The organism is Isoptericola sp. NPDC056578 (assembly GCF_042793275.1).
GTDB lineage: Bacteria > Actinomycetota > Actinomycetes > Actinomycetales > Cellulomonadaceae > Isoptericola.
Genome location: NZ_JBHTVC010000027.1, coordinates 17,342 through 38,690, shown reverse-complemented (window position 1 = coordinate 38,690; position 21,349 = coordinate 17,342). Strand labels below are relative to the sequence as shown.

General features: G+C 74.7%; 21 protein-coding genes. 10 read left to right on the top strand and 11 right to left on the bottom strand.

The annotated features are described in order from the left end of the window. Nucleotides 1–16 precede the first annotated feature (16 nt). Nucleotides 17–586, bottom strand: coding sequence for a dienelactone hydrolase family protein (locus ACFQ80_RS12445; RefSeq protein WP_430563866.1), 570 nt, complete (start codon nucleotides 584–586; stop codon nucleotides 17–19). Nucleotides 587–658: 72 nt separating this feature from the next. On the opposite strand from ACFQ80_RS12445, the gene ACFQ80_RS12440 reads away from it, so the two are divergent. After that, the gene (locus tag ACFQ80_RS12440; RefSeq protein WP_430549638.1) at nucleotides 659–1,291 is read left to right on the top strand and encodes an ArsR/SmtB family transcription factor; all 633 of its coding nucleotides are present in this window, start codon (nucleotides 659–661) and stop codon (nucleotides 1,289–1,291) included. A gap of 43 nt (nucleotides 1,292–1,334) precedes the next feature. Further along, nucleotides 1,335–1,676, top strand: coding sequence for a YciI family protein (locus tag ACFQ80_RS12435; protein ID WP_430563865.1), 342 nt, complete (start codon nucleotides 1,335–1,337; stop codon nucleotides 1,674–1,676). Nucleotides 1,677–1,727: 51 nt separating this feature from the next. On the opposite strand, the gene ychF is transcribed toward ACFQ80_RS12435, so the two are convergent. The 5 genes from ychF to ACFQ80_RS12410 form a co-directional block, all read right to left on the bottom strand. Further along, nucleotides 1,728–2,813: a redox-regulated ATPase YchF gene (gene ychF / locus ACFQ80_RS12430; protein WP_430549636.1), complete on the bottom strand. Its 1,086-nt coding sequence runs from the start codon at nucleotides 2,811–2,813 to the stop codon at nucleotides 1,728–1,730. Between the two features lie 25 nt (nucleotides 2,814–2,838). Then, the gene (locus ACFQ80_RS12425) at nucleotides 2,839–3,639 is read right to left on the bottom strand and encodes a DinB family protein (protein WP_430563864.1); all 801 of its coding nucleotides are present in this window, start codon (nucleotides 3,637–3,639) and stop codon (nucleotides 2,839–2,841) included. 29 nt (nucleotides 3,640–3,668) lie between these two features. Beyond that, nucleotides 3,669–4,709 (bottom strand): GNAT family N-acetyltransferase, encoded by a 1,041-nt coding sequence (locus ACFQ80_RS12420; protein WP_430563863.1) that lies wholly within the window; start codon nucleotides 4,707–4,709, stop codon nucleotides 3,669–3,671. A 79-nt stretch (nucleotides 4,710–4,788) separates the two neighbouring features. Next, nucleotides 4,789–6,390, bottom strand: a complete 1,602-nt coding sequence (locus ACFQ80_RS12415; RefSeq protein ID WP_430563862.1) for a hypothetical protein — start codon at nucleotides 6,388–6,390, stop codon at nucleotides 4,789–4,791. Further along, a complete protein-coding gene (locus tag ACFQ80_RS12410; protein ID WP_430549632.1) occupies nucleotides 6,360–7,184 on the bottom strand; it encodes an ABC transporter ATP-binding protein in 825 nt (274 codons plus the stop codon). Before ACFQ80_RS12410 ends, ACFQ80_RS12415 begins: the two co-directional genes overlap by 31 nt. 72 nt (nucleotides 7,185–7,256) lie before the next feature. Between ACFQ80_RS12410 and rmuC the strand changes: the two genes are divergently transcribed. Beyond that, nucleotides 7,257–8,834 carry a DNA recombination protein RmuC gene (gene rmuC, locus ACFQ80_RS12405; RefSeq protein ID WP_430563861.1) on the top strand — a complete coding sequence of 526 codons (1,578 nt, stop codon included), beginning with the start codon at nucleotides 7,257–7,259 and terminating at the stop codon, nucleotides 8,832–8,834. An 18-nt stretch (nucleotides 8,835–8,852) separates the two neighbouring features. Here the strand turns inward: rmuC and ACFQ80_RS12400 are convergent, their stop codons facing one another. Continuing rightward, a complete protein-coding gene (locus tag ACFQ80_RS12400; RefSeq protein ID WP_430549630.1) occupies nucleotides 8,853–9,896 on the bottom strand; it encodes a 4-hydroxy-3-methylbut-2-enyl diphosphate reductase in 1,044 nt (347 codons plus the stop codon). An 83-nt stretch (nucleotides 9,897–9,979) separates the two neighbouring features. Here ACFQ80_RS12400 and xseA point away from each other — a divergent pair, with 83 nt between their 5' ends. Beyond that, nucleotides 9,980–11,284: an exodeoxyribonuclease VII large subunit gene (gene xseA / locus ACFQ80_RS12395; RefSeq protein WP_430563860.1), complete on the top strand. Its 1,305-nt coding sequence runs from the start codon at nucleotides 9,980–9,982 to the stop codon at nucleotides 11,282–11,284. Here the strand turns inward: xseA and ACFQ80_RS12390 are convergent. After that, a complete protein-coding gene (locus tag ACFQ80_RS12390; RefSeq protein ID WP_430549628.1) occupies nucleotides 11,250–12,212 on the bottom strand; it encodes a helix-turn-helix transcriptional regulator in 963 nt (320 codons plus the stop codon). The two genes, xseA and ACFQ80_RS12390, sit on opposite strands and share 35 nt — an antisense overlap. Before the next feature lie 61 nt (nucleotides 12,213–12,273). On the opposite strand from ACFQ80_RS12390, the gene ACFQ80_RS12385 reads away from it, so the two are divergent. Beyond that, entirely contained in the window at nucleotides 12,274–13,425 is a 1,152-nt protein-coding gene (locus ACFQ80_RS12385; RefSeq protein ID WP_430563859.1) for an epoxide hydrolase family protein, read from the top strand. A 25-nt stretch (nucleotides 13,426–13,450) separates the two neighbouring features. Here the strand turns inward: ACFQ80_RS12385 and ACFQ80_RS12380 are convergent, their stop codons facing one another. Beyond that, nucleotides 13,451–15,070, bottom strand: a complete 1,620-nt coding sequence (locus tag ACFQ80_RS12380; RefSeq protein ID WP_430563858.1) for an ABC-F family ATP-binding cassette domain-containing protein — start codon at nucleotides 15,068–15,070, stop codon at nucleotides 13,451–13,453. 102 nt (nucleotides 15,071–15,172) lie between these two features. Between ACFQ80_RS12380 and ACFQ80_RS12375 the strand changes: the two genes are divergently transcribed. From ACFQ80_RS12375 to ACFQ80_RS12365, 3 genes are read left to right on the top strand one after another with little or no spacing between them, the layout of a single operon-like run. Beyond that, complete coding sequence (locus ACFQ80_RS12375; RefSeq protein ID WP_430549625.1) at nucleotides 15,173–15,445, top strand: exodeoxyribonuclease VII small subunit; 273 nt, start codon at nucleotides 15,173–15,175, stop codon at nucleotides 15,443–15,445. After that, nucleotides 15,442–16,434 (top strand): PfkB family carbohydrate kinase, encoded by a 993-nt coding sequence (locus tag ACFQ80_RS12370; protein WP_430563857.1) that lies wholly within the window; start codon nucleotides 15,442–15,444, stop codon nucleotides 16,432–16,434. Before ACFQ80_RS12375 ends, ACFQ80_RS12370 begins: the two co-directional genes overlap by 4 nt. Further along, nucleotides 16,431–17,072 (top strand): carbonic anhydrase, encoded by a 642-nt coding sequence (locus ACFQ80_RS12365; protein WP_430549623.1) that lies wholly within the window; start codon nucleotides 16,431–16,433, stop codon nucleotides 17,070–17,072. Before ACFQ80_RS12370 ends, ACFQ80_RS12365 begins: the two co-directional genes overlap by 4 nt. 38 nt (nucleotides 17,073–17,110) lie before the next feature. On the opposite strand, the gene ACFQ80_RS12360 is transcribed toward ACFQ80_RS12365, so the two are convergent. Next, nucleotides 17,111–17,680, bottom strand: coding sequence for a DUF1697 domain-containing protein (locus ACFQ80_RS12360; RefSeq protein ID WP_430563856.1), 570 nt, complete (start codon nucleotides 17,678–17,680; stop codon nucleotides 17,111–17,113). A 117-nt stretch (nucleotides 17,681–17,797) separates the two neighbouring features. On the opposite strand from ACFQ80_RS12360, the gene ACFQ80_RS12355 reads away from it, so the two are divergent. Next, nucleotides 17,798–19,234: a class II fumarate hydratase gene (locus ACFQ80_RS12355; protein WP_430549621.1), complete on the top strand. Its 1,437-nt coding sequence runs from the start codon at nucleotides 17,798–17,800 to the stop codon at nucleotides 19,232–19,234. A gap of 216 nt (nucleotides 19,235–19,450) precedes the next feature. On the opposite strand, the gene ACFQ80_RS12350 is transcribed toward ACFQ80_RS12355, so the two are convergent. Then, nucleotides 19,451–19,939, bottom strand: coding sequence for a MarR family winged helix-turn-helix transcriptional regulator (locus ACFQ80_RS12350; RefSeq protein ID WP_430563855.1), 489 nt, complete (start codon nucleotides 19,937–19,939; stop codon nucleotides 19,451–19,453). A 69-nt stretch (nucleotides 19,940–20,008) separates the two neighbouring features. On the opposite strand from ACFQ80_RS12350, the gene ACFQ80_RS12345 reads away from it, so the two are divergent. Beyond that, nucleotides 20,009–21,346 carry an FUSC family protein gene (locus tag ACFQ80_RS12345; RefSeq protein ID WP_430563854.1) on the top strand — a complete coding sequence of 446 codons (1,338 nt, stop codon included), beginning with the start codon at nucleotides 20,009–20,011 and terminating at the stop codon, nucleotides 21,344–21,346. Nucleotides 21,347–21,349 lie beyond the last annotated feature (3 nt).

The window sequence follows — 21,349 nt, the reverse complement described above, 5'->3', positions numbered from 1 at the left end:
GCCGGCGGTCGACGCCTCAGACCAGCGAGCCGAGGAACGCCAGGGCGCGCTCGCGCAGCAGCGCGGCCGCCGCGGGGTCGTGCCCCCTCGTCGAGGAGTCGGCGAACAGGTGCGCCGTGCCCGAGTAGAGGAAGAGCTCGGCCGTCGGCACGGAGCTCGCCAGCGCGCGGGCGGACTCCAGGTCCTCCGCGAACCACTCGTCGTCCACGCCGCCGTGCACCTGGACCGGTAGGCCTTCCGGCCAGGCCCCGAACTCCTCGACCGGGAGGCACGCGTCGACGAAGAGCGCGCCGACGGCGCCCGGCCGCGTCTGGGCGAGCCGCTGCGCCGGCATGACTCCCATCGAGAAGCCCGCGTACACGAGCTCCGCGGGGAGCGCCTCCGCGGCGGCGACGCCTCGGGCCATCACCGTGTCGAACCCGAGCTCCTGGGCGTGGGCGACGCCCGTCTCGACGTCGTCGAAGGTCCGGCCGTCGAAGAGGTCGGGCACGTGCACGACGTGACCCGCAGCCGCGAGCTCGTCGGCGAACGCCCGGACTCCCGGCGTCAGCCCCTGGGAATGGTGGAACAGGACGATCTCGGCCATGGCCCCTCCTCGAGGATCCGGCAGGCACGATCCAGAAACTTCGAACGTTCCAGAACGTTAGTATCGTCGACCATGGACGGCAAGACCCCCGACTACGAGCTCGAGGACCGGATCGCCCTGACCGGCCCCGACCAGGTCCGGGCCCTCGGCAACCCGCTCCGCACCACGATCCTCGGGCTGCTCCACGAACGCGCGGCGAGCGTCACCGAGCTCGCCGGCGCCGTCGGCCGCCCCAAGAGCACGGTCGCCCACCACGTGAAGGTGCTCGTCGACGCCGGCCTGCTGCGGGTGGTCCGGACGCGCCGGGTCCGCGCCGTCGAGGAGGCCTTCTACGGCCGGACCGCCCGGCTGTTCCACGTCGCTCTCGGGAGCACCGCCGAGGGGGCCCGCGACGACGGCGACCGACCGCTGGACTTCAACGACCTCGAGGTCGCCGCGCACGAGTCCGAGCCCGCGTACCTCGAAGGACAGCTGTGGGGCTTCCTGCGGCACGCGCGGATCGACGAGGCGCAGAAGCAGGAGTTCTGGCAGCGCATGGCGGCGCTCGTGGAGGAGTTCGACGCCCTCCCCCGCCGCGGCGACGTGGTGCACGGGTTCGCCGTCGGCGTCTACCCGGTCGCGGGCTACCCGCGCCTCCCGCCGTCACCGGAGACGACCGACGAGCGGGCCGCGGGGCCTGTCGCCGGACGAGGGCGGTCGGAGTAGCGTCCTGCCCAGGTGTCCGACGACGGCGACGGGACGAGCGACGATGAGCCACTACCTCATCTACTTCAACCAGCAGTGGGTGGGCGACCACGACCCCGAGTGGTTCGCCGAGCGCGGGCCGCTCGCCAACGCCGTCGTGAACGACATGAGGGACGCCGGCGTCCTCGTGTTCGCGGCCGGCGTGGACGAGGACGACGACGCCGCCGCCACCGCCGACGCCACCAGCGGCACGCCCGTGATCACCGCAGGGCCGTACGCCCCGACGGAGCAGCGCATCGGCGGCCTGACGATCATCGACGTCGCGGACGACGACACCGCCTGGGAATGGGCCGGCAGGGTCGCCGAGGCGTGCGGATGGCCGCAGGAGGTCCGCCGGGTCGTCTGACCCGGCACCCCCGGCCGCGGCTCGCGGCGACCCCCGCGGCTCGGACGCGAGCTACACGTTGAAGCGGAACTCCACGACGTCGCCGTCCTGCATGACGTAGTCCTTGCCCTCGACGCGCGCCTTGCCGGCGGAGCGGGCGGCCTGCACGGAGCCCGCCTCGACGAGGTCGTCGAAGGAGATGACCTCGGCCTTGATGAAGCCGCGCTCGAAGTCGGTGTGGATGACGCCGGCGGCCTGCGGGGCGGTCCAGCCCTTGCGGATCGTCCAGGCGCGCGACTCCTTGGGGCCGGCGGTGAGGTAGGTCTGCAGGCCGAGCGTGTGGAAACCGACGCGCGCGAGCTGGTCGAGCCCCGCCTCCTCCTGGCCGGAGTCGGCGAGCATCTCCTTGGCGTCGTCCTCCTCGAGCTCGACGAGCTCGGACTCGAACTTCGCGTCGAGGAAGACGGCGTCCGCGGGGGCGACGAGGTCGCGCAGGCGCTGCTGCATGCCCTTGTCGGCGAGGCCGGCCTCGTCGGTGTTGAACACGTAGATGAACGGCTTGGCCGTGAGCAGCTGCAGCGACGCGACGTCGGCGAGGTCGAGCCCCTCGGCCTTCGCGCCCTGGAAGAGCGTCGTGCCGGACTCGAGGATCTTCTGCGCGGTGGTGGCGGCGGCGAACAGCGCGGCATCGCCCCGCTTGATCTTGACCTCCTTCTCCATCCGCGGCAGCGCCTTCTCCAGCGTCTGGAGGTCGGCGAGGATCAGCTCGGTGGAGATGGTCTCGATGTCGCCCTCGGCGTCCACCGAGCCCTCGACGCGGACGACGTCGCCGTCGTCGAACACGCGCGTGACCTGGCAGATCGCGTCCGCCTCGCGGATGTTCGCGAGGAACTTGTTGCCCAGCCCCTCGCCCTCCGAGGCGCCCTTGACGATGCCCGCGATGTCGACGAACGACACCGTCGCGGGCAGGATCCGCTCGCTGCCGAAGATCTCCGCGAGCTTGTCCAGCCGCGGGTCCGGGAGCGGGACCACGCCGACGTTGGGCTCGATCGTCGCGAACGGGTAGTTCGCCGCGAGCACCTGGTTGCGGGTCAGGGCGTTGAAGAGCGTGGACTTGCCGACGTTGGGCAGGCCGACGATGCCGATGGTGAGTGCCACGTCGGGAGAGTCTACGTGGCGGGGGTCAGCGGGCCGCCCGGGCACGCTCCTCGAGGGTCGTGAGGTCCCGCTCGACGAACTGCAGGTGTGCCCAGTGCTCCCGGGCGACGACGCCGAGGCTCTGGTGCACCGCGCGCGTGAACCCCTCCGGCGCCCACGGCGGGAGCCGCGGGGCGTCGACCGTGACGTCCGTGCCGGCGAGGTCGTCGTAGGTCGCGTACACCTCGGCGATGCGGTCCGCGTGCGCCGCCAGGGTCTCCTCCAGCGACGGCGCCGCCGCCAGGTCCACCCCGAGGGCCGCCACCTCCGGCTCGTACTCGGTGAACGGCAGCCCGGCGTACCAGAACGGGTCGTCGATTCCCCGCAGCCCGTACCGGATCCAGCCGTCCATGGCGAACACGAGGTGCCGCAGCGTCTGCGCCGTCGACCACTCGCCGTCGACCGGCTCGTCGACCGCGCCGGGCGCCAGCGCCGCCGCCCGCGCGAGGTGCGCGTCCCAGGCGCGCAGCGCCGCGTCCAGCGACGCGCGCTGCTCGGCGAGGTCCGCCGACCGGGCCTGCTCGCGCCCCGGGTACCGCCGGTTCAGCTCCGCCTCGATCAGGGGCGCGACGTCGACGCCGTTGACCCGCAGCCCGGTGATCTCGCCGTCGAGGTCGGCGTCCGTGAGGTCGACGCCGCGCATGACGGCTCCGGGCATGAAGCTCTGGTCGAACCGCACGCCGTCGAGCTGCACGAGGCGGAACGTCGAGCCCGTCATGTCGGCCTCGACGAACCGGGCTCCCCGGAGCTCGTCGTCCGGCCCGAACCGTGCCTCAGCGCTGACCATGCGACGACCGTAGGTCCGGGCACCGACACTCAGACGTCGACGTCCTGGTGCCAGGACTCGGTGACGTAGGACGTGCGCCAGCCCCAGCTCTCGTACAGCGACGCGGCGCCGGTCGGGCTGTCGGCGTCGACCTCGAGCCCCACGCGGTCGCGGCCCCGCGCCGCCGCGTCACGGACGACGGCGAACAGCAGCGCCGTCGCCACGCCACGCCCGCGGGCTCGCCGGTCGGCGCCCAGGTACTCGATGTAGCTGCCCTCCTTGCCCGACGGGCCCGACGGCAGGACGGCGCCCACGAGGGCGCCCATCGGCTCGGGCGGCGCGTCGGGCCGCTGGGGGTCGGAGACGAACGCCAGCCACCAGTGGTCCCACCGGTGCCCGGGGTCCGAGCGCAGCCGCACCAGGAACTCGCCGAAGCTCTCCCGGTAGGAGTTGAAGTGGTCCTCGAACGCGCTCTCGAGCACCCGGTGCACGGTCTGCAGGTCCTCGGCGACGGGCATGCCGTCGTCGTGCGTCGCGACGCGCCGCACCGTCACGCCCGGTCGCGGGTCCGGCAGCACGCCCCGGTGCGCCTCCTCCGCCACGACGGGCCGGGACATCTGCAGCCACGAGCGGGCCTTGGCGTACCCGGCGGCGGCGAGCCAGCCCTGCTGGGTCGTGTCGCCCGCGAACGCGCCGGCGTCGAGCTGGGTGCGGTGCACCCCGCGCTGCGCCGCGAGCTCCCTCCCCTGTCGCGCCGCCCAGGCGTAGCCCGCGGCCGCCAGGTCGTCGGCCGCCGGGGTCGCGCGGTCGACGTCGACCCCCACGACGACGCGGCCCGCGGCACGGTCGTGCGCCCACGCCCAGCCCTGGACCACACCCTCGGGGTCGCGCGCCACGACCTGGCGGCGCGTCCACGACACCGGGCCCGCCACCTCCGCGGCGAGCGCGTCCTGGTTCACGACCGACGAGCCCGTGAACGGGGCGGCGACGGCCCCGCGCAGCTCGCCGAGGCGAGGCAGGTCGGCCAGGTCGGGGGCCGACGTCGTCCAGCCGTCAGGCAGGGGCAGGTGCTCGAGGTTCTCGGAGGTCACGCGTCCCATTGTCGCAAAGGGTCCCTTGAGCTCCCCATGACCGCCTCGTCACGAAGCCCCGCGCGAGCCCGCCGGGACGTCACCCGAAGGCCATCACCTGCTGCAGCAGCTCGGGGAGGCGGCGGTCGTAGGTCCGGGCGCCCCAGCGCACGCCCAGCAGCAGCACGAGCACGCCGGTGACGAGCCCGACGCCGAGCGCCGCCCAGCCGAGGGCCGCCTGGGGCAGCAGGATCGCGGGCAGGGCGAGCGCGAGCGTGGGCACGCTCACCGCGAGGATGATCCCCATCGTCGCCATCTGGGCGAGCATCGTCGCCATCGTGGCGCCCTGCGGCGACTTGAACGGGCTCTCCCCCGGCTTCGGCACGGGGTAGACGAGCCGCGCGGACACGGCGCTCGAGATCCCGAGCGACGCGCCCAGCGTGCCGGCCGTGAGGCCGAGCATGGCGGGCAGCGCGTCCCAGCGGCCGGCGACGGCGCACCCGACCACGGCGAACGCGACGCACAGGGGCAGCCCCGCCACCAGCACGGGCAGCACGCGGCCCCACCGGTCGGTCCTCCCCCGGACGCCGGTCGCGACGTGCAGCGCGAACGCGGTGTTGTCGTAGCCGACGTCGTTCGAGATGCCGAAGCCGAGCAGCCACGCCGCCAGGGGCGCCATGAGGAGCAGGATCACCCCGCCCGCGCCGTTCGTCGTCCCGACGGCGAGCAGCACCAGCGGCAGCAGCGGCACCATCGCGATCGACGCGGCGTACCGGGGGTCGCGCACCCAGTAGGTCGCGGTCCGCGCGGCGACCGCCCCCAGCGGCGTGGCGGGCAGCCGGCCGAACCAGCCGAGACCCTTGGCCGCCGTGGCCGACGAGCCGCCGCCGTGCGGCGTCACGAGCTCGCGGGCGAGCGCCCGGTCCCACACGACCCAGGCGAGGGCGAGCGTGGCCAGGCAGATCGCGACCCGGGCCACGAGGAGGGCCCACGCGCCGTCGTGGACCGCCGAGGCCAGGGCCCACGGCGCCCCCAGCGGCGTCCAGCCCACGACGCCGGCCAGCGGCGCGATCGCCGCCCCCAGCGCGTCCGCGCCGGCCCCGTCCACGGTCACCTCGACGCCGTCCGCCAGCCAGCCGACCGCGGGCCCGATCAGCAGGAGCGGCACCACGGCGACGATCGCCAGCACCTCGCGGTACCGCCGCGAGTCGAGCAGCGGCGCGAGGGCGGTCGTCGCCGCCCGGGAGCCCACGACGCACAGCGCGGTGGCGAGGACGCCGCCGACCAGCGCCGCGACGAGCGCGGCCGGCTGCCGCCACCAGGCGAAGGAGACGCCCAGCGCGCCGAGCGTCGTGACCGCCGCGGGGATCGACACGAGCCCCGCCAGCGCGAGCCCGGCCAGCAGCGTGCGCCGCGGGATGGCGAAGGTGACGAAGCGCCGCGGGTCGAGGGTCGCGTCGACCCCGAACGCGAAGACGGGCACGACCCACCACGCGAGGACCACGAGCGCGCCCGCCAGGGTGAGGACGTGGCCCGTGACGACCGGGTCCGCGGTGCCTCCGGCCACGGCGGCGGCCACCACCAGGACCAGCACGCCGAGCCCGTACAGGGACCCGATCACCAGCCCGATCGTCTGCCACACGCTCCGGCGGAACGTGTTGGCCAGGAGGGTCAGCTTGAGGCGGACGAGCTGCGCAACCACGCCAGTCCCTCCGACTCCCGACGGCCGCCGACGAGGTCGACGAAGCGGTCCTCGAGGCTCTGCTCCCCGCGCACGTCGGCGACGGTGCCGGCCGCGAGCACGTGCCCGCCGGCGATGACCGCCACGTGCGAGCACATCCGCTGCACCAGGTCCATGACGTGGCTCGACACGACGACCGTGCCGCCGTCGGCCACGTACCCGTGCAGGATGTCGCGGATGTTCGCGGCGCTGACGGGGTCGACCGCTTCGAACGGCTCGTCCAGCACGAGCACGCGCGGCGCGTGGATCATCGCCGACGCCAGGCCGATCTTCTTCGTCATGCCGGCGGAGTAGTCGACGACGAACGTGTCGCGGTCGCCGACGAGGTCCATCGCCTGCAGCAGGTCCTCGGTGCGCTCCGCGACCGTGGCCCGGTCCAGCCCGCGCAGCAGGCCCGCGTAGGTGAGGAGCTGCGCGCCGGTGAGCCGGTCGAACAGCCGCACGCCGTCCGGCAGCACGCCGAGCGCGGCCTTCGCCTCCTCGGGCCGGGCCCACAGGTCCGTGCCGTGGACGTGCACGGTGCCGAAGTCGGGCCGCAGCAGGCCGGTCGCCATCGACAGGGACGTCGTCTTGCCCGCGCCGTTGGGGCCGACGAGGCCGAAGAACGAGCCGGTCGGGACGTCGAGGTCCACGCCGGCGACGGCGATCTTCTGGCCGAACCGCTTCCACAGGCCGCGCAGGCTCAGGGCGGCGGCGAGGTCGGGCGGAGGGACGGGGGCGGGGGCGGCGGGCGGCGGCCCGGTCTGGTCGCTCACGGGTCAACCGTAGTGCGCGGAGCGCCGCGTGGGGGCTGGGACGTGTCGGTGCCCCATGACACCGTGTGGCGCATGACGACGAGCCTCGCAGTGATCCTCATCCTCGGCGCCCTGGGCGTAGGAGTGCTGGTGGGGTGGCTGGGGCACGCGACCCGCGCCCCGAGGGCGGGCCGGTCCGACGAGCTCCAGCGGGTCCAGGAGCACGGCGAGCTCGAGGTCCTGCGGCGCGACGCCGCCGAGCTGCGCAGCCGCCTCGGGCAGGCGACGCAGGAGAGCGAGCGCCGGCTGGCGGAGCAGCGCGCGCAGTCCCGCGAGGAGGCGGACCGGCGCGTGACGGAGGCGCGCGAGCAGGCCGACCGGCTGCTCACCCAGGTGCGCGAGCACCTCGAGGAGCAGCTCGCCGAGGCCAAGGGCGACCAGGAGGCCGCGGCACAGCGGTTCCGCGCGCTGGCCAACGACGTCCTCACGGCGAACCAGAAGCAGTTCCTCGACCTCGCGGACGAGCGGCTGCGGCGCAGCACGCAGAAGAACGACGAGACGCTCGCGCAGCGTGAGCAGGCGATCCGCGCGCTGCTCGACCCGATGAGCAAGACCCTCGACAAGGTCAATGCCCGCGTCGACACCGCCGAGCAGGCGCGCCTCCAGGGACACACGGCCCTCACGGAGCAGCTGCGCCAGCTCGAGACGGTCAACTCGCAGCTGCGCGTCGGCACCAGCGACCTCGTCTCGGCGCTGCGGTCCAACCAGACGCGCGGCGTGTGGGGCGAGCTCCAGCTGAAGCGCGTGGTCGAGGCCGCCGGGATGGTGGACCACGTCGACTTCGAGGCGCAGGTGCACCGCACGACGGCCGAGGGCGACACCCTGATCCCCGACCTGGTCGTCAGCCTGGCGGGTGGCAAGAACATCGTGGTCGACGCCAAGGTGCCGCTCAGCGCGTACCTGCGCGCCCAGCAGGCGGAGAGCCCCGCCGACGGCGACAAGGAGCTCGACGCCCACGCCAAGGACCTCGCCAAGCACGTGGACGTGCTGGCGGGCAAGGCCTACTGGGCGCAGTTCGACGCGGCGCCCGAGTTCGTGGTGCTGTTCGTCCCGGCCGAGCCCATCCTGGCGGCGGCGGTCGAGCGCCAGCCCGACCTGCTCGAGACGGCGATCCGCAAGCGGGTGCTCGTCGCCACCCCGATGACGCTCGTCGCCATGCTGCGCACCGTGGCGTACGCGTGGCAGCAGGACGCCATCGCCGAGGACGCGCAGAAGGTGCTGCAGACCGGCAAGGAGCTCTACGCGCGCATCGTCACGATGACCAAGAGCATCACCAAGCTCGGTCAGTCGATGACCGCCGCGACCAAGCACTACAACTCGTTCGTCGGGTCGCTGGAGACCCGCGTGCTGCCGCAGGCGCGGCGGATGGTCGAGCTCAAGGTCGTGGACGCGGGCCAGGCCATCGAGCCGCTCAAGGCGGTCGAGGACACGACCCGCGCGGTCACCAAGCCCGAGCTGCTGGCGGTCGAGGAGGGCCTGGTCGTCGACCTCGGCACCCTGACCGCGGACGGGGACCGCGACGACTCGGTCGAGTCGCTCGTCGACGCCGCGCAGCGCGACCTCGAGCGCGCGGCCGGGGCCGAGGAGAAGGGCGAGTCGGCCGCCGGCTGAGCCGCGCGACCGGCGGCGTCAGGCCGGCTCGACGGGCAGCGCGGTCCGCGCGCCGCGACGGGGGCGCTTCTCCTCGTGGCCCGCGGCCTTGAGGCCGCGCGCCAGCTCGCGCGGCAGGGAGAACATCAGGTCCTCGGTGGCGGTGCGGACCTCCTCGACCGCGCCGAAGCCGTGGCTGTCCAGGTGCGCGATGACGTCCTGCACGAGGATCTCCGGCACCGACGCGCCGGACGTGACGCCCACCGTCGTCGCGCCGTCGAGCCAGGCGTCCTCGATCTCGGTCGCGCGGTCCACCCGGTACGCGGTGCGGGCGCCGGCCTGCAGCGCCACCTCGACCAGCCGCACCGAGTTCGACGAGTTCGCGGAGCCCACGACGACGACGACGTCGCACTCCGGGGCCAGCTTCTTCACCGCGACCTGGCGGTTCTGCGTGGCGTAGCAGATGTCGTCGCTGGGCGGGTCCTGCATCTCGGGGAACCGGTCGCGCAGGCGGCGCACGGTCTCCATCGTCTCGTCCACGGACAGGGTGGTCTGCGAGATCCAGACGACCTTGTGCGGGTCGCGGACCTGCACCTGGTCGACCTCGTCCGGGGAGTTGACGACCTGCACGTGGTCGGGCGCCTCGCCGGCGGTGCCCTCGACCTCCTCGTGGCCGGTGTGGCCGATGAGGAGGATGTCGTAGTCGTCCTTGGCGAACCGGACGGCCTCCTTGTGCACCTTCGTCACCAGCGGGCAGGTGGCGTCGATGGTGTCGAGGCTGCGGGCCGCGGCGGACGCGCGGACCGCGGGCGAGACGCCGTGCGCGGAGAAGACGAGCCGCGCGCCCTCGGGCACCTCGTCCGTCTCGTTGACGAAGATCGCGCCGCGGTCGCGCAGCGTCTCGACCACGTGCTTGTTGTGCACGATCTCCTTGCGCACGTACACGGGCGCGCCGTACGTCTCGAGCGCCTTCTCCACCGCGACCACCGCACGGTCCACCCCCGCGCAGTAGCCGCGGGGCGCGGCGAGGAGCACGCGCTTGGTGGTCGTCGGGGTGGCGGGGGCCGGGCTGGTCACAGTCACGCGGCCAGTCTAGGTGGGCGGGTGTGGACGTCCTGTGACGGGCGCCTGACGGCCGTCCGAGGAGCTCGTCGGGGGCGTGGGGCATGCTGGACGGCGTGTCGGACACGTCCCAGCCGGAATCCCGGACCACAGCCCAGCCGCAGCCCCTGCCCGAGCTCGCCCGCGACACGACCGCGGAGCGCCCGTGGCCGGTGCGGCTGCTGTCCGCGAAGATCCGGGACTACGTCGCGAGGATGTCGTCGGTCTGGGTCGAGGGCCAGGTCGTGGAGCACACCTACCGCCCCCGGGCGGGGATGCAGTTCGTCACGCTGCGCGACACCGACGCCGAGGCCTCGCTGCCCGTGCACCTGCTGTCGCGGATCTACGAGGGTCTCCACCACAAGCCCGAGGTGGGCGACCACGTCGTGGTGCAGGCCAAGCCCGAGTTCTGGGTCAAGACCGGTCGCCTGTCGATGCGCGCGACGGCGGTGCGCCAGGTGGGCGTCGGCGAGCTGCTCGCACGCATCGACCAGCTCCGCCGCGTGCTCGCGGCCGAGGGCCTGTTCGACCTCGACCGCAAGCGCCCTCTGCCGTTCCTGCCCGCCGTCGTGGGCCTCGTCTGCGGGCGCGAGTCGAAGGCCGAGCACGACGTCGTCGTGAACGCGCGCGCCCGCTGGCCGCAGGTGCGGTTCGAGATCCGCGAGGTCGCGGTGCAGGGCGTCGACGCCGTGCGCGAGGTGAGCGGCGCGATCGCCGATCTCGACGCCCGGCCGGAGGTCGAGGTGATCGTCGTGGCGCGCGGCGGCGGCTCGGTGGAGGACCTGCTGCCGTTCAGCAACGAGGCCCTGGTGCGGGCGGCCGCAGCCTGCACGACGCCGCTGGTCAGCGCCATCGGGCACGAGACCGACACCCCGCTGCTGGACCTCGTCGCCGACCACCGCGCGTCGACCCCGACGGACGCCGCGAAGCAGGTCGTGCCCGACGTCGCCGAGGAGCGGCTGCGCCTCGACCAGGCGCGCCGGCGGATGCGCGCCACGGTCTCGGCCCGGGTGGAGCGGGAGCAGCACGGCCTCGACGCGCTGCGGTCGCGGCCGGTGCTGGCCCGGCCCCAGACGACGGTCGACCTCCGCGAGCGCGAGATCGCCCAGCTCGTGCGGCACGCCCGCCACCGGCTGGACGCCGCGCTGCTGCGCGCCGCGGGCGAGGTCGGGCGGCTCGAGGCCCAGGTCCGCGCGCTCTCGCCGCAGGCCACGCTCGAGCGCGGGTACGCCGTCGTGCAGCGCGGGGACGGGCACGTGGTGCGCGCGGCCCGCGACGTCGCGACCGGCGACGCGGTGCACGTGCGCGTCGCCGAGGGATCGCTGGAGGCCGCCGTCACCGCGACGGCCGCACCCGCGCAGCCCGCCTGAACCGGTCCGCGAGCCGGCCGAACGCCGCGGCCAGCTCGTCCCCCTCGAGCACCTCGACGTCCATCCCGAGCTGTGTGATCCACAGGGCGAGCCGGTCGGGGTCGTCGCTGCCGACCTCGACCCGGCAGCTGGACGGCCCGGTCTCCTCCACCTCGAGCGGGGAGCCGACCTTCGCGACGACCTCCGCGGCCGATGCGTGCACGAGGATCCTGGCCCGGTAGCGCCACGTCGCCCGGCCCACCCGCGCCACGACGTGCCGCAGCACCACGTCCTCGGGGATGACGCGCGGCCGGAACCGCGACCCGGTGGGCGGGCGCAGCGCGATCCGGTCGGCACGGAAGACGCGCCAGTCCAGGCGGTCGAGGTCCCAGGCCAGCAGGTACCAGCGCGACCCCCAGCGCACCAGGCGGTGCGGTTCCGTGTGCCGGGACGACTCGGAACCGTCGTGGGTGGTGTAGCGGAACCGGAGCCGTTCGCCGGCCCGGATCGCGGCGGCGACACCACCGAGCACCTCCAGGTCGGGCGCTGGGTCCCCGTCCGGCACGACGCTCGTCGCCTCCCGGACGGCCTCGACGCGCCGCCGCAGGTGCGCGGGCATCACCTGCTCGACCTTCGCGAGCGCGGTGAGGGCGGTCTCCCCCTCGCCGAGCGGCCCGTGCGCGGCCGCGGTGAGCCCGATCGCGACCGCCACCGCCTCGTCGTCGTCCAGCACCAGCGGCGGCATCGCCGACCCGGCGGCGAGCCGGTACCCGCCGGCGACCCCGGGCCGGGCCTCGACGGGGTAGCCGAGCGAGCGCAGCTTGCCGACGTCGGTGCGCACGGTGCGGGTGCTCACCCCGAGCCGCTCGGCGAGGTCTCCGCTGGTCCAGTCGCGCCGCAGCTGCAGCAGGGACAGGAGCTGGAGGAGCCGGGCCGAGGTCTCGAGCATGTTCGGAGCATCTCACCCATCGCGGAAGCAAGTCTTCCGCGATTGCTGCGAGCGTGGAGCCATGACCGAGAACACCGCAGACACCGCCCTCGTCCCCTTCCGCGTCGAGGTCCCGCAGGCGGACCTCGACGACCTGCGCGACCGGCTGGCCCGCACCCGCTGGCCCCTGCCCGTGCCCGGCCGCGACGACCGCACGGACTTCGGCCGCGGCATCCCCCTGCCGTACCTGCGCGAGCTGGCCGCCTACTGGCGCGACGACTTCGACTGGCGCGCGCAGGAGGCCGCCCTGAACGCGCACGAGCAGGTCACGACCGTCGTCGACGGCCAGACCTTCCACGTCGTGCACGCCCGCTCCGCGGACCCGGACGCGATCCCGCTGCTCCTGTGCCACGGGTGGCCGGGGTCGTTCGTCGAGTACCAGCGCCTGATCCCGCTGCTCACGGACACGTTCCACGTCGTCGTCCCGTCCCTGCCCGGGTTCGGCTTCTCGACGCCGCTGTCCGGCACCGGCTGGGAGGTGGCGCGCACCACCGAGGCCTACGCCGAGATCATGACCCGCCTCGGGTACGACCGGTTCGCCGTGCACGGCACCGACATCGGGGCCGGCACCACCGGCCGCCTGGCGGGCCTGTACCCCCAGCGCGTGATCGGCACCCACGTCGGGAGCGACGGCCGGTCGCTCGGCATGGTGGGCACCGCGTATCCCGCTCCCGACGGGCTGACCGACGACGAGGTGGCGCAGATCGACGCGGTCCGCGCGCGCGACGCCGCCGAGCACGGCTACTTCGAGATGCAGAACCACCGCCCCGACACGATCGGCGCAGCCCTCACCGACTCGCCGGTCGGTCAGCTCGCCTGGGTCGCGGAGAAGTTCCAGACCTGGACCAACCCCGCGCACCCCACGCCTGCGGAGTCCGTCGACCGCGACCAGCTCCTGGCCAACGTGTCGCTGTACTGGTTCACCCGCAGCGGGGCGTCGAGCGCCCAGTTCTACTACGAGGCGTCGCACTCCGGGCTCGACTGGCTCTCCGCCTCCGACGTCCCGTCCGCGTGGTCCGTGTTCGACACGCACCCGCTCATGGCGAAGGTGTTCAACGGCTGGGGCGCGATCGACCAGTGGGTGGAGCACGCCGAGGGCGGGCACTTCCCCGCGATGGAGGAGCCCGAGCTGCTCGCCGCGGACCTGCGCGCCTTCTTCAGCGGCCGGTCGTGACCGGCGCCCGAACCTCCGACGCGCGTCACCGTGCGCGGGCGACCCGCCCCTCGTCCCAGACGGGCTCGGGCGTCTCGCGCACGGTGCCGTCCGCGCCGAACACCAGGAACCGGTCGAACGAGCGCGCGAACCAGCGGTCGTGCGTGACGGCGAGGACGGTGCCGTCGAACGCCTCCAGGCCGTCCTGCAGCGCCTCGGCGCTGGCCAGGTCGAGGTTGTCCGTCGGCTCGTCGAGCAGCAGCGCGGTGCAGCCGGCGAGCTCGAGCAGCAGGATCTGGAACCGCGCCTGCTGCCCGCCCGACAGGCGGTCGAACGCGCGGTCCGCGGCGACGGTCAGCTCGTAGCGGCGCAGCACGGACATCGCCGCCCCGCGGTCGCGGGCGTGGTCCTCCCACAGGATCTGGGTGAGCGTGCGCCCGAACAGCTCCGGGTGGGCGTGGGTCTGCGCGAAGACGCCGGGCACGACGCGCGCGCCGAGGCGCCACTCGCCCGTGTGCGCGACGTCGTCGCCCCCGAGCAGCCGCAGGAAGTGCGACTTGCCGGAACCGTTCGACCCGAGGACCGCGACCCGCTCGCCATAGAAGACCTCCAGGTCGAACGGCTGCATGAGCCCCGTGAGCCCGAGCCGCTCGCAGGTCAGCGCGCGCACCCCCGTCCGGCCGCCGCGCAGGCGCATCCGGATGTCCTGCTCGCGCGGGGGCTCGGGAGGCGGGCCGGCCTCCTCGAACTTGCTCAGGCGGGTCTGCGCGGCGCGGTAGCGCGACGCCATCGCGTCGCTGTTCGCGGCCGCCTGGCGCAGCTCGCGCACCAGCCGCACCAGCTGGGCGTGCTTCTCGTCCCAGCGCCGGCGCAGCTCCTCGAACCGCGCGAACCGCTCGCGCCGCGCCTCGTGGAACGTGGCGAAGCCGCCGCCGTGCACCCAGGCGTCGGCGCCGGACGGCGCGGGCTCGAGGGAGACGATGCGGTCGGCGACGCGCGCCAGCAGCTCGCGGTCGTGCGAGACGAACAGGACGGTCTTGCGGGTGGCCCGCAGCTGGTCCTCGAGCCACCGCTTGCCGGGCACGTCGAGGTAGTTGTCGGGCTCGTCGAGCAGCAGCACCTCGTCCGGCCCGCGCAGCAGCGCCTCCAGGACGAGCCGCTTCTGCTCGCCGCCGGACAGGGTGCGCACCTCGCGCCACCGCGCCTGCTCGTACGGGACGCCGAGCGCGGCGACGGTGCACACGTCCCACAGCGTCTCGGCCTCGTAGCCCTGCGCCTCGGCCCAGTCGGCGAGCGCCTGCGCGTAGGCGAGCTGCGCGGGCTCGTCGTCGACCTCCATGATCGCCAGCTCTGCGGCGTCGACGGCGCGCGCGGCGTCGCGCACCCGCGGCGGCGCGACGTCGACGAGCAGGTCGCGCACGGTCGTCTCGTCCCGCACGGAGCCGACGAACTGCCGCATGACGCCGAGCCCGCCCGTCACGGTGACGGAGCCCGCCTGCGGTACCAGGTCGCCCGACAGCAGGCGCAGCAGGGTGGTCTTCCCGGAGCCGTTGGGGCCGACGAGAGCCGTGGCGCTGCCCTCGGGGACGCGGAACGAGACGTCGTCGAGCAGCGTGCGCCCGTCCGGCAGCACGTGCTCGACGTGCGCCACCTCCAGATGACCCATGCCGCGCACGCTGCCCGACCGCCGGGCCGCCCGCAAGGCATTTCCGCCCGCAGCGCGGACGACGTCGGCGGCCTGTCGGCGAGGTGATGTTGACTGTCCCCCGTGACCGATGCGAACCCCGGTGCCCCCGACCTGCCCGCCGACGTCTCCGCCCTGACGTACGAAGCCGCCCGCGACGAGCTCGTCCAGGTGGTCGCCCGGCTGGAGGCCGGCAGCGAGCCCCTCGAGGAGTCGCTCGCACTCTGGGAGCGTGGCGAGGCGCTGGCGGCGCGCTGCCAGCAGTGGCTCGACGGCGCGCGCGAGCGGCTCGCGGCGGCGCAGGCGGCCTCGTCCGCTGCCGACGCCACCACCGAGGACGAGGAGGAGGACGCGTGAGCGCGCACGTCCTCGCGGTGGGCGAGGCGCTGGTCGACGTCGTGCACCGGCCCGACGGGACCAGCGAGGAGCACGCGGGCGGCAGCCTCGCGAACGTCGCCCTCACCCTCGGCCGCCTCGGCCGCGACGTGCGGCTGGCGACCTGGCTCGGTCGGGACACGCGCGGCGACGACGTCCGGTCGTGGCTCGCAGGGTCCCGCGTCGCCCTGGCCCCCGGCAGCGACGGCGCGTCGCGCACGAGCGTCGCGCAGGCGACGCTGGACGAGGCGGGCGCCGCGACCTACGAGTTCGACCTCGACTGGCAGGTCCCTGCCGGCGCGGGTGCCGGCGACGACACGCTGGCCGTGCACACCGGCTCCATCGCCGCGATGCTCCCGCCCGGGGACGCCGACGTGCGGGAGCTGGTGGAGGTCGCCCGGGCGACGTCGACAGTGACCTATGACCCCAACGCGAGGCCCGCGATCATGGGCGACGCCGACGTCGTACGGCCGCGGGTCGAGGAGATCGTCGCGCTCTCGGACGTGGTGAAGGTCAGCGACGAGGACCTGGCGTGGCTGTACCCGGGCCGCGAGCCGCTGGACGTCGCGCGCGCCTGGCAGGCCACCGGGCCGGCGGTCGTCGTGGTGACGTTCGGCGGCGAGGGTGCGACGGCGGTGACGGCGGCCGGCGAGGTCGCCGTCGCGGCCCCGCGGGTCGACGTGGTCGACACCGTCGGTGCGGGCGACTCGTTCATGGGCGCCCTCCTGGACTGGCTGTGGGGCGCGGACCTGCTGGGCGCGGCCCGGAGGGACGCGCTGCGCGCCATCGACCGCGCGGCGACGGCACGGATGCTCGTGCGCGCCGTGGCCGTGGCCGCCGTGACCGTCTCCCGGGCCGGCGCGAACCCGCCGTGGCCGCACGATCTCATCGGGCCGGACCGCGTGCGGGTCGGCGAGCACGGAACAGACGAGCACGGAACAGACGAGCACGGAGCAGAGGAGCACTCATGACCCTGACCCCCACCGAGGCCTGGACCCGCCTGCGGGCCGGCAACGGCCGCTTCGTCCGCGACGAGCCGGAGCACCCCGACCAGGACGCCGTCCGCCGCCACGAGCTGCGCACGGTGCAGCACCCGCACACGGTGATCTTCGGGTGCTCCGACTCCCGGGTGGCGGCCGAGATCATCTTCGACCAGGGCCTGGGCGACGTCTTCGTGGTGCGCACCGCCGGCCACGTGGTGGACACGACCGTGCTCGGCTCCATCGAGTACGGCACGGAGGTGCTGCACACGCCGCTCGTGGTGGTGCTGGGGCACGACTCGTGCGGCGCCGTCGCGGCGACGGCGCACACCCTCGCGACCGGCGAGCAGCCCCCGGGGTTCGTGCGCGCCGTGGTCGACAAGGTCATCCCGTCGGTGGCGGAGCTCACCAGCCGGCAGGGCGTCACCGGGCCGATCGACCCGGACGTGCTGCGCACGGAGCACGTCAAGCACACCGTCGCGCTGCTGCGCGGCTACTCGGCCGCGATCGGCACGGCCGTCGACGAGGGTCGCCTGGCCGTGGTCGGCGTCGTCTACGACCTGGACGACGGCAGCGCGCGCCTCGTGGCGGTCGACGGCGAGGTCGGCGAGCAGCCGGCCGCCGCCTGACCTCCGCCTGACCGTGACGAGCGGGTGGCCCCGCCCGCTCAGGCCCGTGCGGCGGCCGCCAGCAACCGCCGCACGGTGCCGAGGGTGCGTGTCGTGGCGACCCCGCCGGTGAGCCGCTCGACGACGGAGTTCGGGTCGCCGCCCGTCCCCGGGCCGCCCCGCACGACGGCGAGCACCACGCCCGGTCGGGCGGCGACGAGGTCGAGCAGGTCGCGCGGGTCCGTCCAGGGCAGGTCGACGGTCAGCGGCTCACCGCCGTCCACGAAGGTCAGGGTGTCCCGGTACGTCCGCTCGTCGCGGGTGAGCGCGAACGGGTCTCCGTCGATCGCCGCCGCCACGTCGTCGAGCGGGCGCACCAGCGCGGGGTGCGCGTAGCCGGACCGCTCGGCAAGCCGCGGGGCGGCGGCCCGCACCACCCGCTCGGCCGCGGTGGGGTCGCCGCCCCCGTCGGGCTCCCCCGGGTCGAGCAGCACGGTGCCGTTGGTCTGGAACGACCGCACCGACCGCGCGCCCGCGTCCAGCAGCGCGGCCTCCAGCTCGGCGCGCACCGGGCTGCCGCGGTGTCCCAGGTTCATCGCGCGGTAGAGCACCACGTGGGTGAACGTCACCCCGCGATCCTCCCGCGCCGCACCGACGACCGCACCGACGACCGCCCCGAGAACGCACCGCGTCGGAGTGATCCGGCTCACGACGGAACGCCCGCGCGGGTGCGGCACGATAGAGGCATGACTTCCGACACCGTCGTCCCCGGCGCGTCCGGCGCGGGCGAGACCGAGTACCGCATCGAGCACGACACGATGGGCGAGGTGCGCGTCCCCGCGCACGCGCTCTACCGCGCGCAGACGCAGCGGGCCGTGGAGAACTTCCCGATCTCCGGCACCCCCCTCGAGCGCGGGCACATCGAGGCCCTGGCGCGCGTCAAGAAGGCCGCCGCGCGGGCGAACGCCGAGCTGGGCGTGCTCGACCAGGACGTCGCGGACGCCATCGTCGCCGCGGCCGACGAGGTCGCCTCGGGCGCGCACGACGCGCACTTCCCCGTCGACGTCTTCCAGACCGGCTCGGGCACGTCGTCGAACATGAACACCAACGAGGTGCTGGCCACGCTGGCCACGCGCTCGCTCGGCAAGGACGTGCACCCGAACGACCACGTCAACGCCTCGCAGTCCTCCAACGACGTCTTCCCGACGTCGGTGCACGTCGCCGCCACCGCCGGCGCGATCCACGACCTGGTCCCGGCGCTGAAGCACCTGGCCGACGCGCTGGCCGCCAAGTCCGACGAGTTCGCGACCGTCGTGAAGTCCGGCCGCACGCACCTCATGGACGCCACCCCGGTCACGCTCGGCCAGGAGTTCGGCGGGTACGCCGCCGCGATCCGCTACGGCGTCGAGCGCGTCGAGGCGGCGCTGCCCCGCGCGGCCGAGGTCCCGCTGGGCGGCACCGCGGTCGGCACCGGCATCAACACGCCTGCCGGCTTCCCGCAGCGCGTCATCGAGCTGCTCCGCGAGGACACGGGCCTGCCGCTGACGGAGGCGCGCGACCACTTCGAGGCGCAGTCGGCGCGCGACGGTCTCGTCGAGCTCTCGGGCGCGCTGCGCACCATCGCCGTGTCGGTCACCAAGATCTGCAACGACCTGCGCTGGATGGGCTCGGGCCCGAACACCGGCCTGGGCGAGATCGCGATCCCCGACCTCCAGCCGGGCTCGTCGATCATGCCGGGCAAGGTCAACCCGGTGATCCCGGAGGCCGTGCTCATGGTGGCGGCCCGCGTGATCGGCAACGACGCCACCGTCGCCTGGGCGGGCGCGAGCGGCTCGTTCGAGCTCAACGTGCAGATCCCGGTGATCGCGCAGGGCGTGCTGGAGTCGATCCGCCTGCTCGCCAACGCGTCGCGCGCGCTCGCCGACAAGACGGTCTCCGGCATCACCGCCAACGTGGACCGGGCCCGCGCGTTCGCCGAGTCCTCGCCGTCGATCGTCACGCCGCTCAACCGCGTGATCGGTTACGAGGCCGCGGCCAAGGTCGCGAAGCACTCGGTCAAGCAGGGCCTCACGGTGCGCGAGGCCGTGATCGACCTCGGCTTCGTGGAGCGCGGCGAGGTCACGGAGGCCCAGCTCGACTCGGCCCTCGACGTCCTGTCGATGACGCGGCCCCCGCAGGCCTGACCCGAGCACGACGACGGCGGCAGTCCCGGAGAGCGGGGCTGCCGCCGTCGTCGTCCTCCCGCAACCTGGACTCGGGGTTGGTAAGGCTAACCTCACCTGCTACTGTCGGCGTACGCGGGGAGGCGCCCCTCGGGGCGCGGGGCTGGGGGGTTCCACCTGAGACGTGCGGCGCCTCCCCGCACAGCACGTCGTCACGCCGGACGACCGGGTGGTGGCTCAGTAGTCGCGCGGGTCCAGCCGGCGCAGCACGACGGCGAGCAGGCGGCCGAGCTCGGCACGCTCCGTCTCGGACAGGTCCACCAGGGCCGCGCGCTCGTGCTCGACCTGCCGCGGGAACAGCTCGTCGACGAGCTCCTCCCCCTCCACGGTCAGCGCCACCAGCACGCCCCGCTTGTCGCGCTCGTGCACGGCACGCTCCACCAGCCCGGCCCGCTCCAGCCGGTCGAGGCGCTTGGTGATCGACGCGCCCGGCGACCCCGTCATCGTGGTGATCTCGCCCGCCCGCAGCGGGCGGCCGGAGCGCCGCAGCGCCGTGAGGACGTCGAGCTCGGCACGCGTGACGTCGCGAGCCGCGAGGTCCCCGGACACCTCGACCTCCAGCAGGGCGGCGATCCGGCGCACCCGCGCGCCGACGTCGGCCGGGGACGTGTCGACACCGGGCAACCGCTCGGCCCACTGCGCGCGCACGCGCTCGATGTAGTCCACGGCGACAGGATAGAGGTCACACCGCTACTCCTTCCATGATGATTTACCTGTGAACTATCATGGTCGGCAATGCCTCCCACCTCCTCCCCCGTCCTGACGAGCGCCCGCGACGTGCTCGACCCCGCGCACCTGCGCTCCGCGCTCCGCGTCAACCCCGCCGACGCGACGCTCGCTGCCGCGCTGCGCGTGGGCGCCGCGGCCGCCGTCGTCCTCGCGCTCAGCGCCGCCGTGGGGCGCACCGACCTGGCGGCCTTCGCGTCCCTCGGGGCGCTCGTCATCCTGTACGGGCGGTACGAGCCGTACCGGCGCCGCGCGTCGCTGCTGGCCGGCGTCGCCGCCGTGTTCGTCGTGGCCTTCCTGCTCACGGCCTCCCTCACCGCCGCGGGCGCCCCCGTGCTCGTGGTCCTCGCGGTGGTGGCGCTCGTCGCCGGCGCGACGACGGCCCTGTGCACCCTGGTCCGCACCGGGCCTCCCGGGGCGAGCATCGTCGTCTTCGCCGCGGCGGGCGGCATGGTCGGCCCCCTGGCCTGGAGCGACGTCGGCGAACGGGGCGTCGCGTTCGCCCTCGGCGCCGCCGTGGCATGGGTCGTCGGGATGAGCGGCTGGCTCGTGCGCCCGAGCGCACCGGCGCGCCTGGCCGTCCGTCGGGCGGCGGACGCGGTGCGGAGGTCGCTCGACGCCGGCCCCGACGCCCCGGAGGCCGCGCGGGCCGCGTCGGCCGCCGTGGCCCGCGCCGGCGACGTGCTGGCCGACGACCTCTCCTCCCGGCGCACCCGCGACACCGCGCGGGTGCTCGCCGCCGAGCTGGCCGCGGTCGCCGCGGCGCTGGACGCGCCGTCCGCCGCCGCGCCGAGCACCTCGGCCGCGCCCGCCGACGCGCTGCCGGCGCGCCGCCGTCTGCGCGACGACGTCCGCGCGGGATGGCGCGTCCCCGGCTGGCGGCTCGCGGGCGTCCGCGTGGTGCTGGCGAGCGTCGTCGCCGGCGCGGGCACGCTCGCCGCCGGCCTGAGCCATCCCGCGTGGGCGCAGCTCGGCGCCACGGCCACGCTGCAGGGGGCGAGCACCCGCCACGCCGTGGTCCGCGCGCTGCAGCGCGGGGGCGGCACCGTGCTGGGGGCCCTGCTCGCCTGGCCGCTCCTCGCGGCGCACCTGTCGTTCGCCGCGACCTGCGTCGTCGTCGTGGTGCTGCAGGTCGTCACGGAGGTCGTCGTCGGGCGTCACTACGGCCTGGCGATGCTCACCATCACCCCGATGGCCCTGCTGATGACCTCGCTCGGCGGGTCCGTCGACCCCGCGGGGATCGCGGCCTCGCGCGCCCTCGACACCGTGCTCGGCGCCGTCGTCGGCGTGCTCGCCGTCGTCCTGGTGCACCCGCGCCGCCGGCCGGCGATGCCGGCAAAGGCCTGACCG